The sequence below is a fragment of the Pediococcus sp. AC40 genome, assembly GCF_030252485.1.
Taxonomy (GTDB): domain Bacteria; phylum Bacillota; class Bacilli; order Lactobacillales; family Lactobacillaceae; genus Pediococcus; species Pediococcus acidilactici.
On sequence record NZ_CP127012.1, the window covers coordinates 336,283 to 352,788 of the forward strand.

The following is a 16,506-nucleotide window of genomic DNA, read 5'->3' on the forward strand; positions in this document are numbered from 1 at the left end:
ATCTAATTAATCCTCAAACTCTGCCCGAGGACTTCCACACTCTAAATTTTTTTCCGCACATCATACGACGCATTATTTTTATCTTGATTAGGTTGGCGATCCCTTACGTAAAAAATGGCGTATTCCTCATTTTTATCCTTATTATTAACGACTACTAGTTCATCATCTAGCCGCTGTTTTTGCTTATAGAGGTGTCCCTTACGCACCGCTTCGTTATAGTCGTGAAAATTACCGATTGAATCACCGGGGTTAAAGAAAATTGTTTCACTCATGGTATCCACCTCCTACGATTACCTTAACTATAATTGAAAATGTACGCGTTTTCAACAATTACGCCATGATCCTAAATTGGACGGGTTGACGTAGCTTAAAGCTGGACAATTAAAACCAAATTTGGTATTTTTTTGTGTTTTATTGGCTTATCTATTGCATTTTGGTTTAGACCATTTTATAATTGGACTATACCAAAAATAAAAAAGGAGCGCTGACTATGAAGGTAATTATCGTAAAAAATGATGTTGAAGGCGGAAAAGAAGGTTACAAAGTTTTTGCTGACGCAAAGAAGAACGGGGCAAAAACGTTCGGTTTAGCTACCGGAAGTACTCCAATTACCACTTATCAAGAAATTATTAAAAGTGATTTAGATTTTTCAGACTCAATTTCAATTAACTTGGACGAATACGTGGGACTTCCTGCCGATAGCGACCAAAGCTACAACTACTTCATGCACAAGAACTTATTTGATGCAAAGCCATTCAAGCACTCATATTTACCAAATGGTCGCGCAAAAGATATTGAAGCAGAAGCAAAACATTATGATGAGATTATTGCGGAAAACCCAATTGATTTACAAATCTTAGGAATTGGGCGCAACGGACACATTGGTTTTAACGAACCAGGAACTCCTGCAGATAGTACTACTCATAAGGTAGCATTAACTCAATCGACTATCGATGCTAACGCTCGTTTCTTTGAACATGAAGAAGACGTTCCGCGTTTTGCGATTTCAATGGGATTGGCTTCAATTATGCAAAGCAAGCACATTTTGATGGAAGCATACGGTGAAGACAAGGCTGATGCAATTAAGGGAATGATTGAAGGACCAGTAACCACTGATTTACCAGCAAGCTTATTGCAAAACCATGATAATGTTACCGTAATCGTTGATGAAGCAGCTGCAAGCAAATTGAGTGGTAAGTACTAAAAAACGAACAGAAGCTGTAGAAAACTTTGTGAAGGCAAAAACTAAAAAGGGTATTTTTTTAGACAAGTTAGCCGAAGAAATGTAAAATGTTAATTCTAATCAGGAGATTAAGAAGTTTTTTTCTTAATCTCCTTTTTATTTCCCGCAGTTTTCGAACAAAAAATCCTCAAAGGATTGAAAACGTTTCCCGTTTGGAATAAGATGTTTTTATAGGTATTGGGATAAATAGTCCCCAAACGTCACTAATTTTGTTATTTTTAATATAAAGAATTTACCGTAAAGTGGGGTAGCACACCTATTTAATAGTTATTAGTTATCTAAACAATAACTTTAATGGGAAAATACGGATTAATTCTGATAAAATAAGTCTTATTGTAAGGGAGCAATCACAAAGTGGAAAAAATAATTGCAATCAATGCTGGTAGTTCAACATTGAAGTTTAAGCTTTTCGAAATGCCTGAAGAAAAGGTGATTTCATCTGGAGCGGTAGATCGAATCGGGATTCCGGGTTCTAATTTTACAATCAAGACGGCCGATGGACATAAAACTAAAATTGAACAACCAATTAAGAATCATGAAGAAGCCGTTGACTTATTGTTACAACAACTTCTAAAACTAGACATCATTAAGGATTACCACGAAATTACCGGAGTGGGTCATCGAGTGGTTGCGGGAGGAGAAATTTTCCAAGATTCCGCGTTAATTAATGATCAAGTTTTAAAAGATATCGAGGACCTAAAGGAATATGCGCCATTGCATAATCCAGCTAATGCTACGGGAATTCGCGCATTCAAGAAAATTTTGCCAGACATTACCAGTGTGGCAGTTTTTGACACGTCTTTCCACGGTACGTTACCCGAGAAAAATTATCTATACAGTATTCCTTACGAATACTATGAAAAATACGGTGCTCGTAAATATGGCGCACATGGAACGAGCCACCGGTACGTTGCGGGACAAGCGGCCAAATTAATGCAAAAGCCATTGGAAGACTTGAAATTAATCACGTTGCACTTAGGTGCGGGAAGCTCAATTACGGCGATTAAGGATGGAAAGTCTTTTGATACATCGATGGGCTTCACTCCGTTAGCTGGGATTACGATGGCCACCCGTTCAGGAGACATCGACGTTTCTTTGGTAGTTTATTTAATGGAAAAACTTAACATTAAAGATCCACGAAAGATGCTAGAAATCCTCAATGAGAAGTCAGGATTATTAGGTTTGTCACAATTATCGCCTGATTTACGCGATATTTTAGATGCTGCGGATGATGGTAATCACCGTGCTGAAGTGGCGGTTGACATTTTGGTTAACGACATTGTTAAGTACATTGGGTCATACGCAACGGAAATGGGCGGCCTGGATGGGATCGTCTTTACTGCCGGAATTGGTGAAAATAGTGTGCCAATTCGGCAAAAAGTCGTGAACCGGTTAGGTATCTTTAACGCCAAACTAGATGATGAGCTTAATCAACAACGCGGTGAACGGTTTATCAACCAAGCAGATTCAGCAATTAAAATTATGGTAATCCCGACCAATGAAGAATTAGCGATTGCACGTGAAGTGGAACGCTTTAAGAAGATGGAGGATTGAGTTGTGAATTTATTTGAAACATTTAAAAATAAAGTTAAAGAACAAAAGCGGACGCTAGTTTTGCCCGAAGGTGAAGACCAACGGGTGCTTGGCGCGGCAGTTCGTTTAGCTGACGAAGAACTAGCTAAGGTAATTGTATTAGGTTCGAAGGAAAACATCCAAGCTCTAGCCCAAAAAGATCACCTTGACTTAGCTAACTTGCAAATTATTGATCCTGCTGAATATCCTGCTGATGAAAAGCAAGTAATGGTCGATAAACTAGTTGAACGTCGGAAGGGTAAAAATACGCCGGAACAAGCGATTAAAATGTTAGAAGACGTTAATTACTTTGGTACCATGTTGGTTTACCTTGGTAAGGCAGACGCAATGGTTTCTGGAGCAGCTCACGCAACTAGTGATACGGTACGACCAGCATTACAAATTATCAAAACTAAACCGGGCATGCGACGGATCAGTGGAGCCTTCCTCATGCAACGTGGTGATGAACGCTACGTCTTTGGGGATTCTGCGATTAACATCGATCCGGATGCGGACACGTTGGCAGAAATTGCCATTCAAAGTGCGGAAACCGCACGTTCAATTGGAATTGACCCTAAGGTTGCTTTACTAAGCTTTTCCACAAAGGGCTCGGCCGCTGGTGAAATGGTTGATAAGGTTGTGGAAGCAACCAAGTTGGCTAAGGAACGCGATCCGAAAACCCCAATTGACGGGGAGCTTCAATTTGACGCAGCTTTCGTTCCGGAAGTAGGAGCCACGAAGGCACCGGAATCCGATGTGGCGGGCCACGCCAATGTCTTTATTTTCCCTGAACTTCAATCAGGAAACATCGGCTACAAAATTGCCCAACGGTTAGGTGGCTTTGAAGCGTTAGGACCAGTACTCCAAGGTTTGAATGCACCAATTTCGGACCTTTCCCGGGGCGCTAGCGAAGAAGACGTTTATAAAGTCTCTATCGTAACTTTGGCCCAAGCATAAAGTAAATATGTAAAACCAGAGTAGGCTAATTGAATCTTTCCCACAGCTTGGTTTTCTTAAAATAAATTAAAAGTGCTTTTCAAGAATGAGTTTAAAAATTCTTGAGAAGCACTTTTTGGTTATGCAATCTTAATTTGCGGAAAGCGTTAAGCTATTTGGTACCCATAGTCCCTTGCTTTTTACAATCGGGACACAGCCCCTCGACTTCGACGTGATTAGCGATAATATCAAAACCGGTCTTAGTAGCGGCGACCCGGTCGATCTTAGCCAAATCAGCGGCGTAATCGGGATAATCGACGTCAATAATTTTGCCACAATTGGTACAAATTACGTGGAAATGGGGGTGTCCATAATAATCATAATGAATACCATCTTCTCCACTGGTCAATTCAATCACTAATCCCTGGTCAACAAGCAACTTCAGGGTATTGTAGATGGTTGCTAAGCTTAAGTTAGGGGTTTTTGAATTTAATGCGTGAAAAATAGTTTCCACAGTCGGATGGTTTCTTTTTTGGATTAGGTATTCCAAAACAAGTCGACGCTGAGGAGTGATGCGAATATGCTTTTTTCTCAAATGTTCAATTGCTTCATCGATTGTATTTTTGGCCATCGTATTTTCTCCTATGTCATAATCGAGTCACTAAATTAATTGAAGCACGTTTTTTACTTAGTTTCAAACAGGATTGAATAAAGTTTGCTTGGAAGCTTTACTTTAGGTTTTTAAATTAATAAAATTAAAGTTAAGTTGGCTTAAAGAGGTGCACTTATGAAAGAACTGCAGCGTTTACGTAGTCAGCTGAGCAGTGCGGACTATCACCACGTTATCGTCCTGATTTTAGGGATGCTAACCATGTTAGTGGGGGAGTTTAGTACTGCTTTGCCAATTGCGGAAATTTTACGCAATTTTAATAGCGGCGGTACCACCGTGCAACTAGTGAACATCTTGCCTTTAGCAATCTTAGCATTAATGTATCCGTTAGGGCCGGTATGGTTGCAGAAGCGAACGGTGACCACGTTATTTAGGGATTCATTAAAAGTTTTTATTATTGGAACGGTCATCATTGGACTGGCTTACACGTTGCCCCTCATGTTAGTGGGCAGGATTATTCAGGCGGTCGGTTGCGGAATGATGCTACCGATGTTTGCCACCTTGGTTAGCGCCCTCCTCCCTGAGGATAGTCGTTTTAGTGATTTTAATCAACTCGAAGATATTATTACCGGGGTGGCGACAATTACGGCTTTGCTGTTAACGGGGATGAGCTTTTTAATTTTACACGCTTGGCAATGGGCTAATTTGTTAGTAATCTTAGGCAGCTTAATTGTCTATGGCATGGCAAACGAAATTGAAATTGATTTAGAAGCGCAAAAGTATAGCATAGAGTGGGTTAATTTCGGCCTTTCCGGGGGCTTTTTATTACTGATTGGCGGGATGGTTTTACTTACGAAAACTGGTTTAGCTTTGGCAAGCTGGTGGCGGTGGTTCTTTTTGCTTAGCGCGTTGATTTGTTTAGCGCTTTACGTACGGCGGGAGTGGCAAGTTAAGAACCCGTTAATTGATTTTAGAGGGCTACTAGACGTGCGTTATCTGCGAGCAGTTCTCTTACAGGGGATTGGAGCAGCTTCCTTTGCAAGTTTATTGGTAATTGGAGTGCTATACTTACGGCAAGGCCTGCACTACGCAACGTGGGCCATTGGGGTATCGTTGATCCCAGGAATCGTGGTGCGGTTGCTAGTTCATCACGGGACCATTCCATTGTTGAAAAACGTTTCTACAATAAAACGGATTCGAATGGCCACGGGCATCATGATGTTAGGCTGGGGATGTTTGACAATTTTTTCAACGTACCTCAATCTGCTATTGTTTGTGATTTTAACCATGTTGATTGAGGCAGGACACGGTTTATTGATTCAAGTTGGTAAGCAACTTAACCAACGGCCACGGTCCCGGAGGTTAATTAACATGGCGGATATTTTTGCCGGACAGTTTAAACTGATGGCAACCAGTTTGATTTTGACGGTGCTATCCGTGGTTTTACAAAACGTGACCGAAAGTTGGTCATTTTCAGGCCTCCCGGGGCAGTTATCTTCGTTAGCGGGATACCGGGCAGCATTTTTAGTCTTTTTTATCATTACTATCTTGAGTTGGCTGGTCACGATGATTGCGGGCCGGAATTATAACTTAAGTAAACATATTGTGAAGTAGTTGGAGAAAATAATGACTTTTAAGGTGTTTTTAAGAAAAAGCGAAACCTTCTTAAAAGCGTTACTGAAGCGATTCAATGAAGCGGAAGTGGTAAATAATTCGATCGTGTTAGCGTATTATTTACTGCTTTCATTTTTCCCTTTAGTAATGCTGTTAGGAACTTTATTACCACTGTTTCAAATCCGGGTAAATACCGTTTTAGAGTACATAGAAACCGCCGTGCCTGAGACCATTTATAACATTACCGAGCCAATCGTCAAGGATTTTTTAGGTTCTGGAAATGGCGAACTGTTTTCATTTAGTTTGGTAATGACGGTCTTTTCAGCTAGTCAAGCGGTCGCAGCGTTTCAACGAACCGTTAACCGCGCTTATGGAGTCGCCAAATACCAAAATCCAATCATTAACCGGGTAGTTTCCTTTTTCCTTACGGTGGTGATTATTGCGATTATGGCGGTGCTGGTTTTCTTGTTTAGTTTTGGGCAAACGTTGGTCAGTTATTTGACCCCTATTCTAAATTTACCAACCCATTTATTTGCGTTGGTCGGTCAATTAAAGTGGCCAGTTACCATTGTGGGCCTGTTCGTGGGGCTATCATTGCTTTATTACCTAGTGCCTAACGCTAAAATCCGGTTCAAGTATGTAATCCCCGGGACGGTGTTTGCAACGATTGGCACGATGGTGTTGTCCCAAGTCTTTTCCTTTTATTTAAGGATTTTCGCGCGATCTGTTACAAGTTACAAGACTTTGGGTACCTTTATTGCCATCATGTTCTGGCTTAATTTCTCGGCAATGATCATCATGTTTGGCGGGGTGCTAAATGCTACCTGGCAAGAATTGCGCGAAGGTAAAATCATCGAAACTGCCGGAAGTCTGCGTAAAGTGGTTGGAAAATATAAAATTAACATTCATAAATAAAAAACAGTGTGGAAAAGTAGGTTAACAACTTGAGTAAAAGTTGTCCCTTGCCACACTGTTTTTAATTATGCTTTAACGACGATAAACCACTTCGAACAATTCGGTTACAACCGGATCGTCGGTTGAAAATTGATTATCGTAATTAGCCATTAATCTTTCAAATTTGTGCAAACTACGCTCGCGCCAGTCTTCGAGGCTGCGATCTCCTTCGCCTTCGTTATAAGCGTGTTCAGCAGAAACCCGTAAGAAGGGAATCAATTCCGAAACCACGGTCTTAATTACCGCGACGGGTTTCATCTGACCGTCTAGCAGTACGAAATAGTCTCCGGCTTGAGGAATGGCTTCCTGTTCAGCGGAATAATAAGCTAACGGTTTAGTGGTTGCGCGTTTTTGCCCTTTGAGAATCAAATTATTTAGGCGGTCGATCTCTGCGGGCTGGTCTTGGGGGCCAAACCATCGTGTTTGAAAACGATCCCCCTTAACGCCGCTTTGTTCGGTAAATGCTTGCCAAATTGCTTCAACTGGTGTTGCCATTGTATCAGGTCCTTCCCGTTATCTTATCGTTGTTGCCCATATCCTACCATCTTGGAAACGTTTCCGCAACTGAATTAGTTTACTCGAGATAAAGCCGTCGAAGATCCTGTAAGTCGGTTTCACTCAACTCTAAGGCTTCCTTAAAATAGTGGTCCCAATTGCCAAATCGGTCAATAATTAACTGATGGGCCCGGTCCAAACTAGAGGCGGCAACGGAAAAGACGCTGTTCATCCTTTGGATTAGTTGGTTAGCGTGCCGGTTGGCAATTTGTTTGCGCAATTCGTCAGGGTCGCGCCGGCTATAGACTAAGTTAGTCAATAAATAATCTTCCCGGATGGTACTATATGGCACTTGGAGTGCGGCCATAATTAGCATTCCTGCCACCCCAGTGCGGTCTTTGCCAGCTGCACAGTGAAATAGAAGGGACTCGTTTTCTTGGTCGTTAGCTAATAAATCAATAAACATTTGGCGGAACGCTAGACGTGCGTGTTCGTTAAGTACCATTACCAAGTAGGGATCGTACATGGCTTCTACGTGGGATTGGTATTGCAAATGCTGGTTAACTGGGATATCCGAGGTTTCACCATCATGAATCGGATAAACCGGGTATGAACGGACGATGATGTCTGTAGGAACGCGGTCTGGGCTCCAGGTCACTTCGGACGGCGAGCGTAAGTCAATATCATACTTTAACCCGTAATCTGCTAAAACAGCGCCATCGTGCTCGTTGAGGCGGGATAACTCCCCAGAGCGCAAAAGTTTTCGCCATTTGATAGTTTGATTATTAATGTTTTGGTAACCGCCGAGCTCTCGCAGATTCACGGCGTGGGGAAGGTCTAAAATTCGTTCAGGCTTCATAATTCGAGGGCACTCCTAACTGTGGTTTTAAGCCTATTATAACGCAGCTAGCAGAAAACATTTACCGGATCAACAAAAAAAGGACGCCGTTTAGGGCGCCCTTTGGGGAGTAGGTTATTGAAAACTACATTCTGTACTTTTTGGAGGAGTAATCAGAATAAATTTTCGGATGAGAAATGGTAATCCCTACCTCCTCATCCACATTCTATATCATAAATGGTAAATGTGAATTTTTTGTTAACTTAGTCTTTTAAAAATATCAAAGTTTATTAAGATTTGTTAATTACTCTAAATAAATTTTTCTAAGGTCCGCTAAGTCGTGATCCGTTAAATGAAGGTATTCTTTAAGGTAATTCTGGGTGGAACCAGAAAGTTTCTTAATAGCTTCCATTGCGGAATTATAGTACGAGATGTTCACAGATTGGAGCGCCTTGGCACTTTGAATGAAGGCCGAATTTTTATTTTGTAACTTCAAGTCCATTACTAGGTTGTCGATCCGCGGCTTAATTGCTCGATTAGTAAGTAAATAATCGGCCCGGATCGTATCTTCGTCAACATTCAGAGCGGAAAGAAAGAAAATGGCGCCCATACCGGTCCGGTCTTTTCCTGCCGTACAATGGAAAAGTAAAGCGGAGTCTTCGTCGCTATTAGCTAGTAAAACATCAAAAAATTTCCGGTACGCCTTTTGTGCGTGGGATTGGTTGATCACGTCGCGATAAACTCGGCGCATTTCAACTAGTCCGCTGGTGGGATCGTAATTCATTTTACGTTGTAGATCACTAGTTTGCTTAGTACTTTGGGTTTCGTCGACCGGGAATACCGGATCAAAAGTGTATTTTGCACCAGCAGGGACTTGGTCAGGTGCCTGACTTTTTTCTTCCGGGGAGCGGAAGTCCACGTCGTATTTGATGGGGTAGTTAGCTAAAAAATCTAGGTCCGTTTGGGATAAACCGGATAGACGTCCCGAACGAACGATTTTATTCCACTTAATCGTTTTGCCATCAAGGGTTTTATAGCCGCCAAGTTCGCGGAAGTTTAATCCAGTTGCGATTGGTAAGAGTCTTGCACGTTCCATCTTAATTCCTCTCTTTATACGTTAATTTCTTCTTCGACACGTTCTGCCATGTTAGCGTAAATACGTTCACAGTCTTTGGTAGTTCCGCGGAGTTCATAATCGTCGATCATTTCAAAACCATAATCCCGAGCGTAGCGGCGCGCAGTTAGACAATACTGTTCGTTAAAGTTGCGGTTGCCGCTCCCCACCACGCCGAGGCATAATTCGCGGTTGTGGTGGTAGGCAATGTATTCACCCAACACGTTAGTCATTAGTTCCTTAACACCGTTGTCAATGCCGTTACCGCCGTCCAAGTAGGTGGGAACGAAGGCAAAATAAGGAATCTCTTCATCAGCAAATTCCGTTTCGTCCGTGATTTCCTTGGCGAAAATTAACGGATTTTTCGGGTCTTGTTGGTGCATTTTTTCGGCGTAGTCACTTAAATCGTCGACGAAAGATTGCGTATTACCCGCAATCGAGATGTACAAAAGGTGAATTTCATTTTTCATGGTTAGAACTCCTTACTATATTTGCTGTTACAGTTAATTTTACGCTCCTCTTAAATAAAATGATACCACGGGTTAATAACAAACTCACTTAAACTGCCGAGAAAGATGGAAACGCTACCAGAATGTAGTACAATAATAGGCAGTAATGTAAGGGGTGAAGGTAGTGAAACCACATTTAGTATTCATGGACATTGACGGAACGTTAATTGATAATCACCAAAATGTTTTACCAGCAACCAAACAGGTAATTGAACGACTTCAACGAGAGGGCGTAATTTTTTACATTGCCACGGGGCGGATGCTGTCACTAGCGAAGTTAATTCAGAAAAAAATCAACGATGATGTTGAAATCATTGCGTCAAACGGATCGGTATACCAAAAAGGAAACCATATTCATCAGGAGCATCTAGGATGGAACGCGTTGAAGGAAATTTACCAAATTACGATGGACTTAGGACTTTCAACGAACTTTTTCACCACCGAGATGACCTACTATACTAACAAAAAGCCGTGGCGCCTAAGTCGCTTAGCGCGGGTTCGCGTGATGGCGGATAAAATGGGAAATCGGGGATTTGAAAAGATTCAAGATTTGGACCATCTCCAGCAATTGAGCAGCCAAATTATTAATGGGATCACCATTGATGATGAGCCCTCCGCACGTTTGCAAGAGGCGAAGGAACGCTTGATGGCAACGAAATTGCTAGCGGTATCGTCATCGTCGCCAAACAATCTGGAATTGATTCCAAGAAGAATTTCAAAGGCTACGGCGGTTCGCGCGATTATGGATAAGTACCAAATCCCGGTGGAAAGAACGTTGGCATTCGGTAACGATATGAATGATTTGGAAATGATCCGTGCGGTAGGAACCGGGGTAGCAATGGGAAATAGCCCGGAACTGCTAAAAAAGGAAGCGGATGCGGTGACGGAAAGTAATTTGGAAAATGGAATTGGAAAATTTTTGGAGAGGTATTTTAATTAGAGCGTTCTCAGGACTGGGTAGCTTCCGAGGATTAACGGAATCTAAAGACTAATCGCGGGTTGGGCGATTGGTCTTTAGATTTGGTTAACCGGAAGAAGCTGGTCCTGATAGCACGTTTTGACTAGGCAGCAAAGAACCCTCAAGGATTAACCAAATATAAGGACTAATCACCTAACCCGTGATTAGTCCTTATATTTGGTTAACCGGAAGAAGCTAGGGGCTGGAACTCGTTTTGACTAGGCAGCAGAGAACCCTCGAGGTTTAACGGAATCAAGGGAATTAATTGCGAGCTTTGCGATTGGTTCCCTTGATTTGGTTAACCGGAAGAAGCTGGTCCTGATAGCACGTTTTGACTAGGCAACAAAGAACCCCGAAAATAAGGGATTTTCAAAGGAAAAATCCCCATATATTTACGTTGACTTATATACCCGCAGAGCGTATTCTGTGTTGGAATTAAAGAGGTCCTAGCAGGGAGGCGCTGATGATGAATGCAAAAAAGGTATTAGATGTGCAACAAATCCAAAAGAACTTTGGTAAAGTTCAGGCATTGCGAAACGTTACTTTTCAAGTAAACCGTGGTGAAGTTTTCGGATTTATTGGGCCCAATGGTGCGGGAAAAACGACGACAATTCGGGTGATTTTGGGGATTATTAAAGCAAGTGCAGGAAAAGCCACCATGTTTGATCAAGATGTTTGGCAAAATCGGGTGGCAATTCATCGCAGGCTTGCTTACGTACCAGGCGATGTATATTTGTGGCCTAATCTGACTGGTGGCGAAATTATTGACTTATTCCTGAAAATGAACGGAGAAAAGCATTCTAAGCGGACTGATGAATTAATTGAACGCTTTGATTTGGACCCGAAGAAAAAGGCGCGAACTTATTCAAAAGGAAATCGGCAAAAAGTGGCGTTAATCGCGGCTTTTTCCCAAAATGCGGAGTGTTACATTTTTGATGAACCCACTTCGGGGCTAGATCCCCTGATGGAAGAGGTTTTTCAGGAGGAAGTGTTAAAACTTAAGAACGAAGGAAAGGCGATTCTATTGTCTAGCCACATATTATCTGAAGTGGAGCGGATGTGTGATCGAATTGCCATTATTCGTGAAGGGATCATTATTGAGCAGGGAACGTTAGATGAAATGCGGCACTTAACCCGCACACAAATTACCGTGGCTACTAAAGACGCTGCTGAAACGGTTAAAAATATACCTGGGGTGCACGCATTTGAGGTTGATCAACGGAACCCGAAAAAAATTAGTTTTTCTGTCGATACGGACGCGATTAGCAAAGTGATGAGAATTTTGACGGAGAAAAATATTTTAGCGATCCAAAGCACTCCGCCAACTTTAGAAGATCTATTTCTCAGATACTACAAACAGGACGCAAACCAACGTAAGGTGATTGATCATGAAAAATAAAATGAAGGGTTACGGACTGTTGACTGCGTTAAATTTACGTCGTGATCGTTTAAACATTGGCGTTTGGGTCTTAGTATTAGCAGGGCTGATGGCTAGCGTGGCGTTCAAGTTTGAAACGCTGTACGGAAATCGCCAAGCAATTTCGTCCATCAAAGCAACCCTCAATACACCGGCAATGCAAGCCTTTTTCGGGACGTTTGATACCCCGTTAAAAACTAGCGGAGACCTGTTTGCAACCGAGATGTTGGTATTTATGGCAATTGCGATGATTGCGATGAACATTTATTTTGCAATTCGTGCTACTCGTGGCGAGGAGGATCAAGGTCTTACGGAATTGGTGGTCGCTCACGACGTTGGTAACTGGTCGATAATTATGGCAGCGCTCACGGAACTATTCATAATCAATGCGGTCACGGGAGTGCTATATAATTTAGCAATCCAATTTAGTTCTATGGCGGGGGTTAACGCGAATGGAGCGTGGTTAATTGGCTTGAGTTTAGCAGCCGGAGGATTACTGTTTGGCATGGTTGGTTTATTAATGGCTCAAGTTTTTGATAACGCTCGTTCGGCGACGATTGCTAGTTACATGATTTTGGGGGTGATGTACGTTGCCCGGATGTTTACCGACCTTAAAAATCCTGCCCAAACTTGGTGGGTTCCCTTAGGATGGATTGAAAAAATTGAAGCTTTTCATGACAATAACTGGACGCCCGTTTTTCTAACGTTCAGCTTAGGGATGCTGATTGGTTTAGCAGTCTTGGCGGTTAACCAAAGCCGAGACGTGGGCGCGGGCATGTTTCAGGGATCTGCGGGACGGGCCCGCGCAGCACGTACCTTACAAGGACCCATTACGTTAATCGAAAAATTACAACGTCATAGTAATTGGATTTGGTTATTTTCACTATTTATCCTAGGCGGAATGCTCGGTTCAATTTTTGATACGGTGGGAGATATTTTAAAATCTAACCCGACCATGCAACTCGTTATGCAAAAATCGGCAATCCACAGTGCTAATCACCAAATTTTGCTTAATTTCATTTCAATTATTGGCATGATTATGGCTGTTTTAGGAACGATTCCAGCAGTGATGAGCGTTAATAAACTCCATGGTGACCAACAACGCGGTTATCTTGAAAACGTGTATGCTAAGGCGGTTTCGCGCAACCGCTTGTTGACTGGGTACGTGGCCAACGGAGTAGAAATTGGTGTTCTAGGTTTTGCGGTAGGACTGTTGGGAGTTGACGTTGCGGGAAATTGGGTGCTGACCCAGGGTGACATTGGCTTTGCAGCATACGTAAAAACTTTCATTGCCTTTGCTCCCACAATTATCTTGACCGTTGGCCTGGCAGTCTGTTTTAACGGAATTGCGCCGAAGTTAAACGGAATTACCTGGTTGTATCTGGGGTACGCATTCTTTACTAGTTATCTTGGCGGTCTACTTAAACTACCAGCCTGGACTAAGCAACTTACCGGATTAGGATGGACCAAGATGGTTCCTTTAGACAAGGTTAATTACAGTTATGTGTTTGTTTTGATAGCGCTCGGGTTACTTTTAATGGTCATTGGTTATTGGGGATTTAATCGGCGCGACCTCTCTTAAAAGCGATTTTTAGCCAAAATAAAAAGCAGGGAGATAGTCCCTGCTTTTTGTGTACCTAGCTTAATCGGTAAAGTGATCTACTTCCGGAACGACCGGCGGTACATCGGCGAGCTCTTCAGGTTTTAGTTTGTGGACCAAGAACCAGTCGATATGGGCGTTTTCGTTATCAAGCACTTCGAAATCATAGTTTTGAATTCGAACGTGTTCATGTACTTTGATTTCCGGGTTGTGATCGATGACGTAACCACCAAGGGTAACCACGTCTTCTTCTTCAAAGTCGGGCACGTCAATGCCAAAGTACCGTTCAAAATCGTACACCGTCATTTTTCCGCTAACCTTGAAGTAACCGTCAGCTTCTTTATGAATGTAGTCTCCCGAAACGTCGTCAATTTCGTCGTTGATGTTGCCGAAAACTTCTTCGTAGATATCCTTATCGGTGATGATTCCACTTGTTCCGCCGTATTCGTCAACCACTACGGAAATCGGAACTTGTTTTTTAATCATTTGTTCTAGGACGTCTTGTAACGCCAGCGTTTCAGGAACGGTAATGATGTTACGTAATAACTTGCTGACCTTAATATTACCGTCCACTTGGCTTTGCCGAATGATGTCGTAGTTGTAGATGTAACCGAGGATCTTATCCTTATCGTTATTAGCAACTACTGGGAAACGGCTAAAGCGACTTTGTAAGTATTGGCGTAACGCATCGTCTACCGTGCTGTCGACATCTAAAACTACTAATTGAGTCCGGTCGATCATGATGTCTTTGGCGACCTTATCATTAAAATCAAAGGCCCGTTGCATATAAACGTAGTCGTTTTTGTCTAATTCTCCGCCGCTAACCGCGTTTTTAGAAAGGTTTAAAATTTCTGCTTGGGAGAAGATTTCTGAGTTCTCGTCGGCAGGCTGCATTCCCATTAACCGGACAATTCCGTTTGCCGAAGCGTTCAGTAACCACACGAATGGATAAAAAGCAGTGTGGAAATAGTGAAGCGGAGTTACCACCCACATCAAAACCTTCAACGGAATGTCGATACTGATGTTCTTGGGAACAATTTCGGTGATTACCACTTCTAAGTAAGTTAGTAGTAGAACCCCGATTACTGCCCCCACAATGTGCAGCGAGGCACTGTTAACCATGTGTGTAGCCCCAAATAGTTCGACCACGAAATATTCAACCGTTGATTCACCAATCCAACCGAGGATGATCCCACAGATTGAGGTACCAACCTGAGTAGTTGAAAGATATTCGTTTAGGCGACTAACCATCCGCATTGCCAATCGATATTTCTTTCGCTTGCGTGCGCTAGTTGCTTCTTTTTCGGCTTCTTCTAAGGCACTGGGCCGGGTTTGCACAAGGGCAAATTCGGCGGCAACGAAGAAGTAAGCTAATATAAAAGTGATAAGTATCACAATCAGGTTAGAGACTATCTGACCGCTATCCAAAAATAATTCCCCATTTCTTTTTTCTCGTTATTGTTATATTATACAACGTTAAAATTCAAATTAGTATGCCAAGAACCGTACTTTACCGAAACTAAGGGGATATTTCAAGGAATCATTCCCAAAAAATTTATTCGTTGACTAGCTGTAACAATTGTAATCGCTTTTATTGGTGGTATGATGATGTTGTTTAAGAAACTTTAGAATTTATCTGGAGGTATGGAAATGAAGCAAATTAACGTGGGCGGCATGCACGCTTCCAACGTAGCGTTAGGAATCATGCGGATGGATGCGCTCTCCGACGAAAAGGCTGCGGAAGTAATTGATGCGGCTGTAGATGCGGGGATTAACTATATTGACTCGGCAGATTTATACGGGCATGGAGCATCAAGTGCAAAGTTTAAGGCTGGTCTTAAGCTAGCTAAGGCTAGTCGCGATGAACTATACATCCAATCCAAGGGTGGCATTGTCAGTGAAAATGATGGGGACATTCCGTACGGCAACCGTTACAACTTTAGCAAGCAACATTTGATTGCCGCGGTAGATGGCGAATTACAGCGCTTGGGAGTGGATTACTTAGATTCATTTTTACTTCACCGACCAGATCCGTTAATGGAACCTGCAGAGATCGCGGAAGCCTTTGATGAATTACAAACGGCGGGCAAAGTACGGCATTTCGGGGTGTCCAACTTTAATCCGATGCAAATAGAACTATTACAAAAATATTTGCAACAAAAGCTAATCATTAACCAGCTCCAATTTGGCATTATGCATACGGGGATGATTGACTTTGGCATGCACACCAACATGACTGACGACCGGAGCGTCAACCACGATGGTCAGATTCTTGAATATTCCCGGATTCATGACATGACGATTCAAGCGTGGTCACCTTACCAATACGGATTCTTCGACGGGGTGTTCATTGATAATCCGAAGTTCCCTGAGTTGAATAAGAAAATGCAAGAAATTGCGGATATTTATGGGGTAACCAAGAACGCCATTGCCACGGCATGGATTTTACGTCATCCCGCTCAATTCCAAGTATTATTAGGTACCATGAATCCGCAACGGATTAAGGAATCGGCAGCTGGTAGCGACGTGGAGCTTACCGGACAAGAATGGTACGACATTTATTACGCAGCGGGTAATGATTTACCATAGGCGATGAAAAAAGCAGCTAAAAAATCATTTTGGGATTTTGCCTTTTAATGAAGTTAA

16 protein-coding genes are annotated in these 16,506 nt (G+C 42.4%); 9 read left to right on the plus strand and 7 right to left on the minus strand.

Going from position 1 to position 16,506, the window contains the following annotated elements; genetic code table 11:
* Positions 1-41 precede the first annotated feature (41 nt).
* Entirely contained in the window at positions 42-272 is a 231-nt protein-coding gene (locus NL111_RS01545) for a hypothetical protein (protein ID WP_002830089.1), read from the minus strand.
* Positions 273-490: 218 nt separating this feature from the next.
* Between NL111_RS01545 and NL111_RS01550 the strand changes: the two genes are divergently transcribed.
* The 3 genes from NL111_RS01550 (at position 491) to pta (ending at position 3,772) form a co-directional block, all read left to right on the plus strand.
* Complete coding sequence (locus tag NL111_RS01550; protein ID WP_002830086.1) at positions 491-1,204, plus strand: glucosamine-6-phosphate deaminase; 714 nt, start codon at positions 491-493, stop codon at positions 1,202-1,204.
* Positions 1,205-1,597: 393 nt separating this feature from the next.
* Positions 1,598-2,797 (plus strand): acetate/propionate family kinase, encoded by a 1,200-nt coding sequence (locus NL111_RS01555; protein WP_002831028.1) that lies wholly within the window; start codon positions 1,598-1,600, stop codon positions 2,795-2,797.
* Between the two features lie 3 nt (positions 2,798-2,800).
* On the plus strand, positions 2,801-3,772 hold the full coding sequence (gene pta / locus NL111_RS01560; RefSeq protein ID WP_002830083.1) for a phosphate acetyltransferase: 972 nt from the start codon (positions 2,801-2,803) through the stop codon (positions 3,770-3,772).
* A gap of 151 nt (positions 3,773-3,923) precedes the next feature.
* Here the strand turns inward: pta and NL111_RS01565 are convergent, their stop codons facing one another.
* Positions 3,924-4,382 (minus strand): Fur family transcriptional regulator, encoded by a 459-nt coding sequence (locus NL111_RS01565; protein WP_002830081.1) that lies wholly within the window; start codon positions 4,380-4,382, stop codon positions 3,924-3,926.
* Between the two features lie 156 nt (positions 4,383-4,538).
* Here NL111_RS01565 and NL111_RS01570 point away from each other — a divergent pair, with 156 nt between their 5' ends.
* Together NL111_RS01570 and NL111_RS01575 are read left to right on the plus strand one after the other, a co-directional pair.
* Complete coding sequence (locus NL111_RS01570; protein ID WP_002830079.1) at positions 4,539-5,975, plus strand: MFS transporter; 1,437 nt, start codon at positions 4,539-4,541, stop codon at positions 5,973-5,975.
* A gap of 12 nt (positions 5,976-5,987) precedes the next feature.
* The gene (locus tag NL111_RS01575; RefSeq protein ID WP_002830078.1) at positions 5,988-6,890 is read left to right on the plus strand and encodes a YihY/virulence factor BrkB family protein; all 903 of its coding nucleotides are present in this window, start codon (positions 5,988-5,990) and stop codon (positions 6,888-6,890) included.
* 72 nt (positions 6,891-6,962) lie between these two features.
* On the opposite strand, the gene NL111_RS01580 is transcribed toward NL111_RS01575, so the two are convergent.
* The 4 genes from NL111_RS01580 to nrdI form a co-directional block, all read right to left on the minus strand.
* Positions 6,963-7,424 (minus strand): ASCH domain-containing protein, encoded by a 462-nt coding sequence (locus tag NL111_RS01580; protein WP_002830076.1) that lies wholly within the window; start codon positions 7,422-7,424, stop codon positions 6,963-6,965.
* A 79-nt stretch (positions 7,425-7,503) separates the two neighbouring features.
* The gene (locus NL111_RS01585; RefSeq protein ID WP_008841211.1) at positions 7,504-8,283 is read right to left on the minus strand and encodes a tyrosine-protein phosphatase; all 780 of its coding nucleotides are present in this window, start codon (positions 8,281-8,283) and stop codon (positions 7,504-7,506) included.
* A 283-nt stretch (positions 8,284-8,566) separates the two neighbouring features.
* On the minus strand, positions 8,567-9,358 hold the full coding sequence (locus NL111_RS01590; protein ID WP_002830073.1) for a tyrosine-protein phosphatase: 792 nt from the start codon (positions 9,356-9,358) through the stop codon (positions 8,567-8,569).
* A 14-nt stretch (positions 9,359-9,372) separates the two neighbouring features.
* Positions 9,373-9,846, minus strand: a complete 474-nt coding sequence (nrdI, locus tag NL111_RS01595) for a class Ib ribonucleoside-diphosphate reductase assembly flavoprotein NrdI (RefSeq protein WP_002830072.1) — start codon at positions 9,844-9,846, stop codon at positions 9,373-9,375.
* A 163-nt stretch (positions 9,847-10,009) separates the two neighbouring features.
* Between nrdI and NL111_RS01600 the strand changes: the two genes are divergently transcribed.
* The 3 genes from NL111_RS01600 to NL111_RS01610 all read left to right on the plus strand — a co-directional run bounded on the left by NL111_RS01600 (position 10,010) and on the right by NL111_RS01610 (position 13,842).
* Positions 10,010-10,825, plus strand: a complete 816-nt coding sequence (locus NL111_RS01600) for a Cof-type HAD-IIB family hydrolase (protein ID WP_004166745.1) — start codon at positions 10,010-10,012, stop codon at positions 10,823-10,825.
* Positions 10,826-11,306: 481 nt separating this feature from the next.
* Entirely contained in the window at positions 11,307-12,242 is a 936-nt protein-coding gene (locus NL111_RS01605) for an ABC transporter ATP-binding protein (protein WP_024862614.1), read from the plus strand.
* Positions 12,232-13,842 carry an ABC transporter permease gene (locus NL111_RS01610; RefSeq protein ID WP_285110359.1) on the plus strand — a complete coding sequence of 537 codons (1,611 nt, stop codon included), beginning with the start codon at positions 12,232-12,234 and terminating at the stop codon, positions 13,840-13,842. Before NL111_RS01605 ends, NL111_RS01610 begins: the two co-directional genes overlap by 11 nt.
* A gap of 60 nt (positions 13,843-13,902) precedes the next feature.
* Here the strand turns inward: NL111_RS01610 and NL111_RS01615 are convergent, their stop codons facing one another.
* Positions 13,903-15,288, minus strand: coding sequence for a hemolysin family protein (locus NL111_RS01615; RefSeq protein ID WP_002830067.1), 1,386 nt, complete (start codon positions 15,286-15,288; stop codon positions 13,903-13,905).
* A 222-nt stretch (positions 15,289-15,510) separates the two neighbouring features.
* Between NL111_RS01615 and NL111_RS01620 the strand changes: the two genes are divergently transcribed.
* Positions 15,511-16,449 carry an aldo/keto reductase gene (locus NL111_RS01620; protein WP_002830066.1) on the plus strand — a complete coding sequence of 313 codons (939 nt, stop codon included), beginning with the start codon at positions 15,511-15,513 and terminating at the stop codon, positions 16,447-16,449.
* Positions 16,450-16,506 lie beyond the last annotated feature (57 nt).

Excerpts from the sequence above, each read along its gene's own strand:
- NL111_RS01545 (WP_002830089.1), bottom strand. The coding sequence starts at position 272 with ATGAGTGAAACAATTTTCTTTAACCCCGGTGATTCAATCGGTAATTTT.
- NL111_RS01550 (WP_002830086.1), top strand. The coding sequence starts at position 491 with ATGAAGGTAATTATCGTAAAAAATGATGTTGAAGGCGGAAAAGAAGGT.
- NL111_RS01565 (WP_002830081.1), bottom strand. The coding sequence starts at position 4,382 with ATGGCCAAAAATACAATCGATGAAGCAATTGAACATTTGAGAAAAAAG.
- NL111_RS01570 (WP_002830079.1), top strand. The coding sequence starts at position 4,539 with ATGAAAGAACTGCAGCGTTTACGTAGTCAGCTGAGCAGTGCGGACTAT.
- NL111_RS01575 (WP_002830078.1), top strand. The coding sequence starts at position 5,988 with ATGACTTTTAAGGTGTTTTTAAGAAAAAGCGAAACCTTCTTAAAAGCG.
- NL111_RS01580 (WP_002830076.1), bottom strand. The coding sequence starts at position 7,424 with ATGGCAACACCAGTTGAAGCAATTTGGCAAGCATTTACCGAACAAAGC.
- NL111_RS01585 (WP_008841211.1), bottom strand. The coding sequence starts at position 8,283 with ATGAAGCCTGAACGAATTTTAGACCTTCCCCACGCCGTGAATCTGCGA.
- NL111_RS01590 (WP_002830073.1), bottom strand. The coding sequence starts at position 9,358 with ATGGAACGTGCAAGACTCTTACCAATCGCAACTGGATTAAACTTCCGC.
- nrdI (WP_002830072.1), bottom strand. The coding sequence starts at position 9,846 with ATGAAAAATGAAATTCACCTTTTGTACATCTCGATTGCGGGTAATACG.
- NL111_RS01605 (WP_024862614.1), top strand. The coding sequence starts at position 11,307 with ATGATGAATGCAAAAAAGGTATTAGATGTGCAACAAATCCAAAAGAAC.
- NL111_RS01610 (WP_285110359.1), top strand. The coding sequence starts at position 12,232 with ATGAAAAATAAAATGAAGGGTTACGGACTGTTGACTGCGTTAAATTTA.
- NL111_RS01620 (WP_002830066.1), top strand. The coding sequence starts at position 15,511 with ATGAAGCAAATTAACGTGGGCGGCATGCACGCTTCCAACGTAGCGTTA.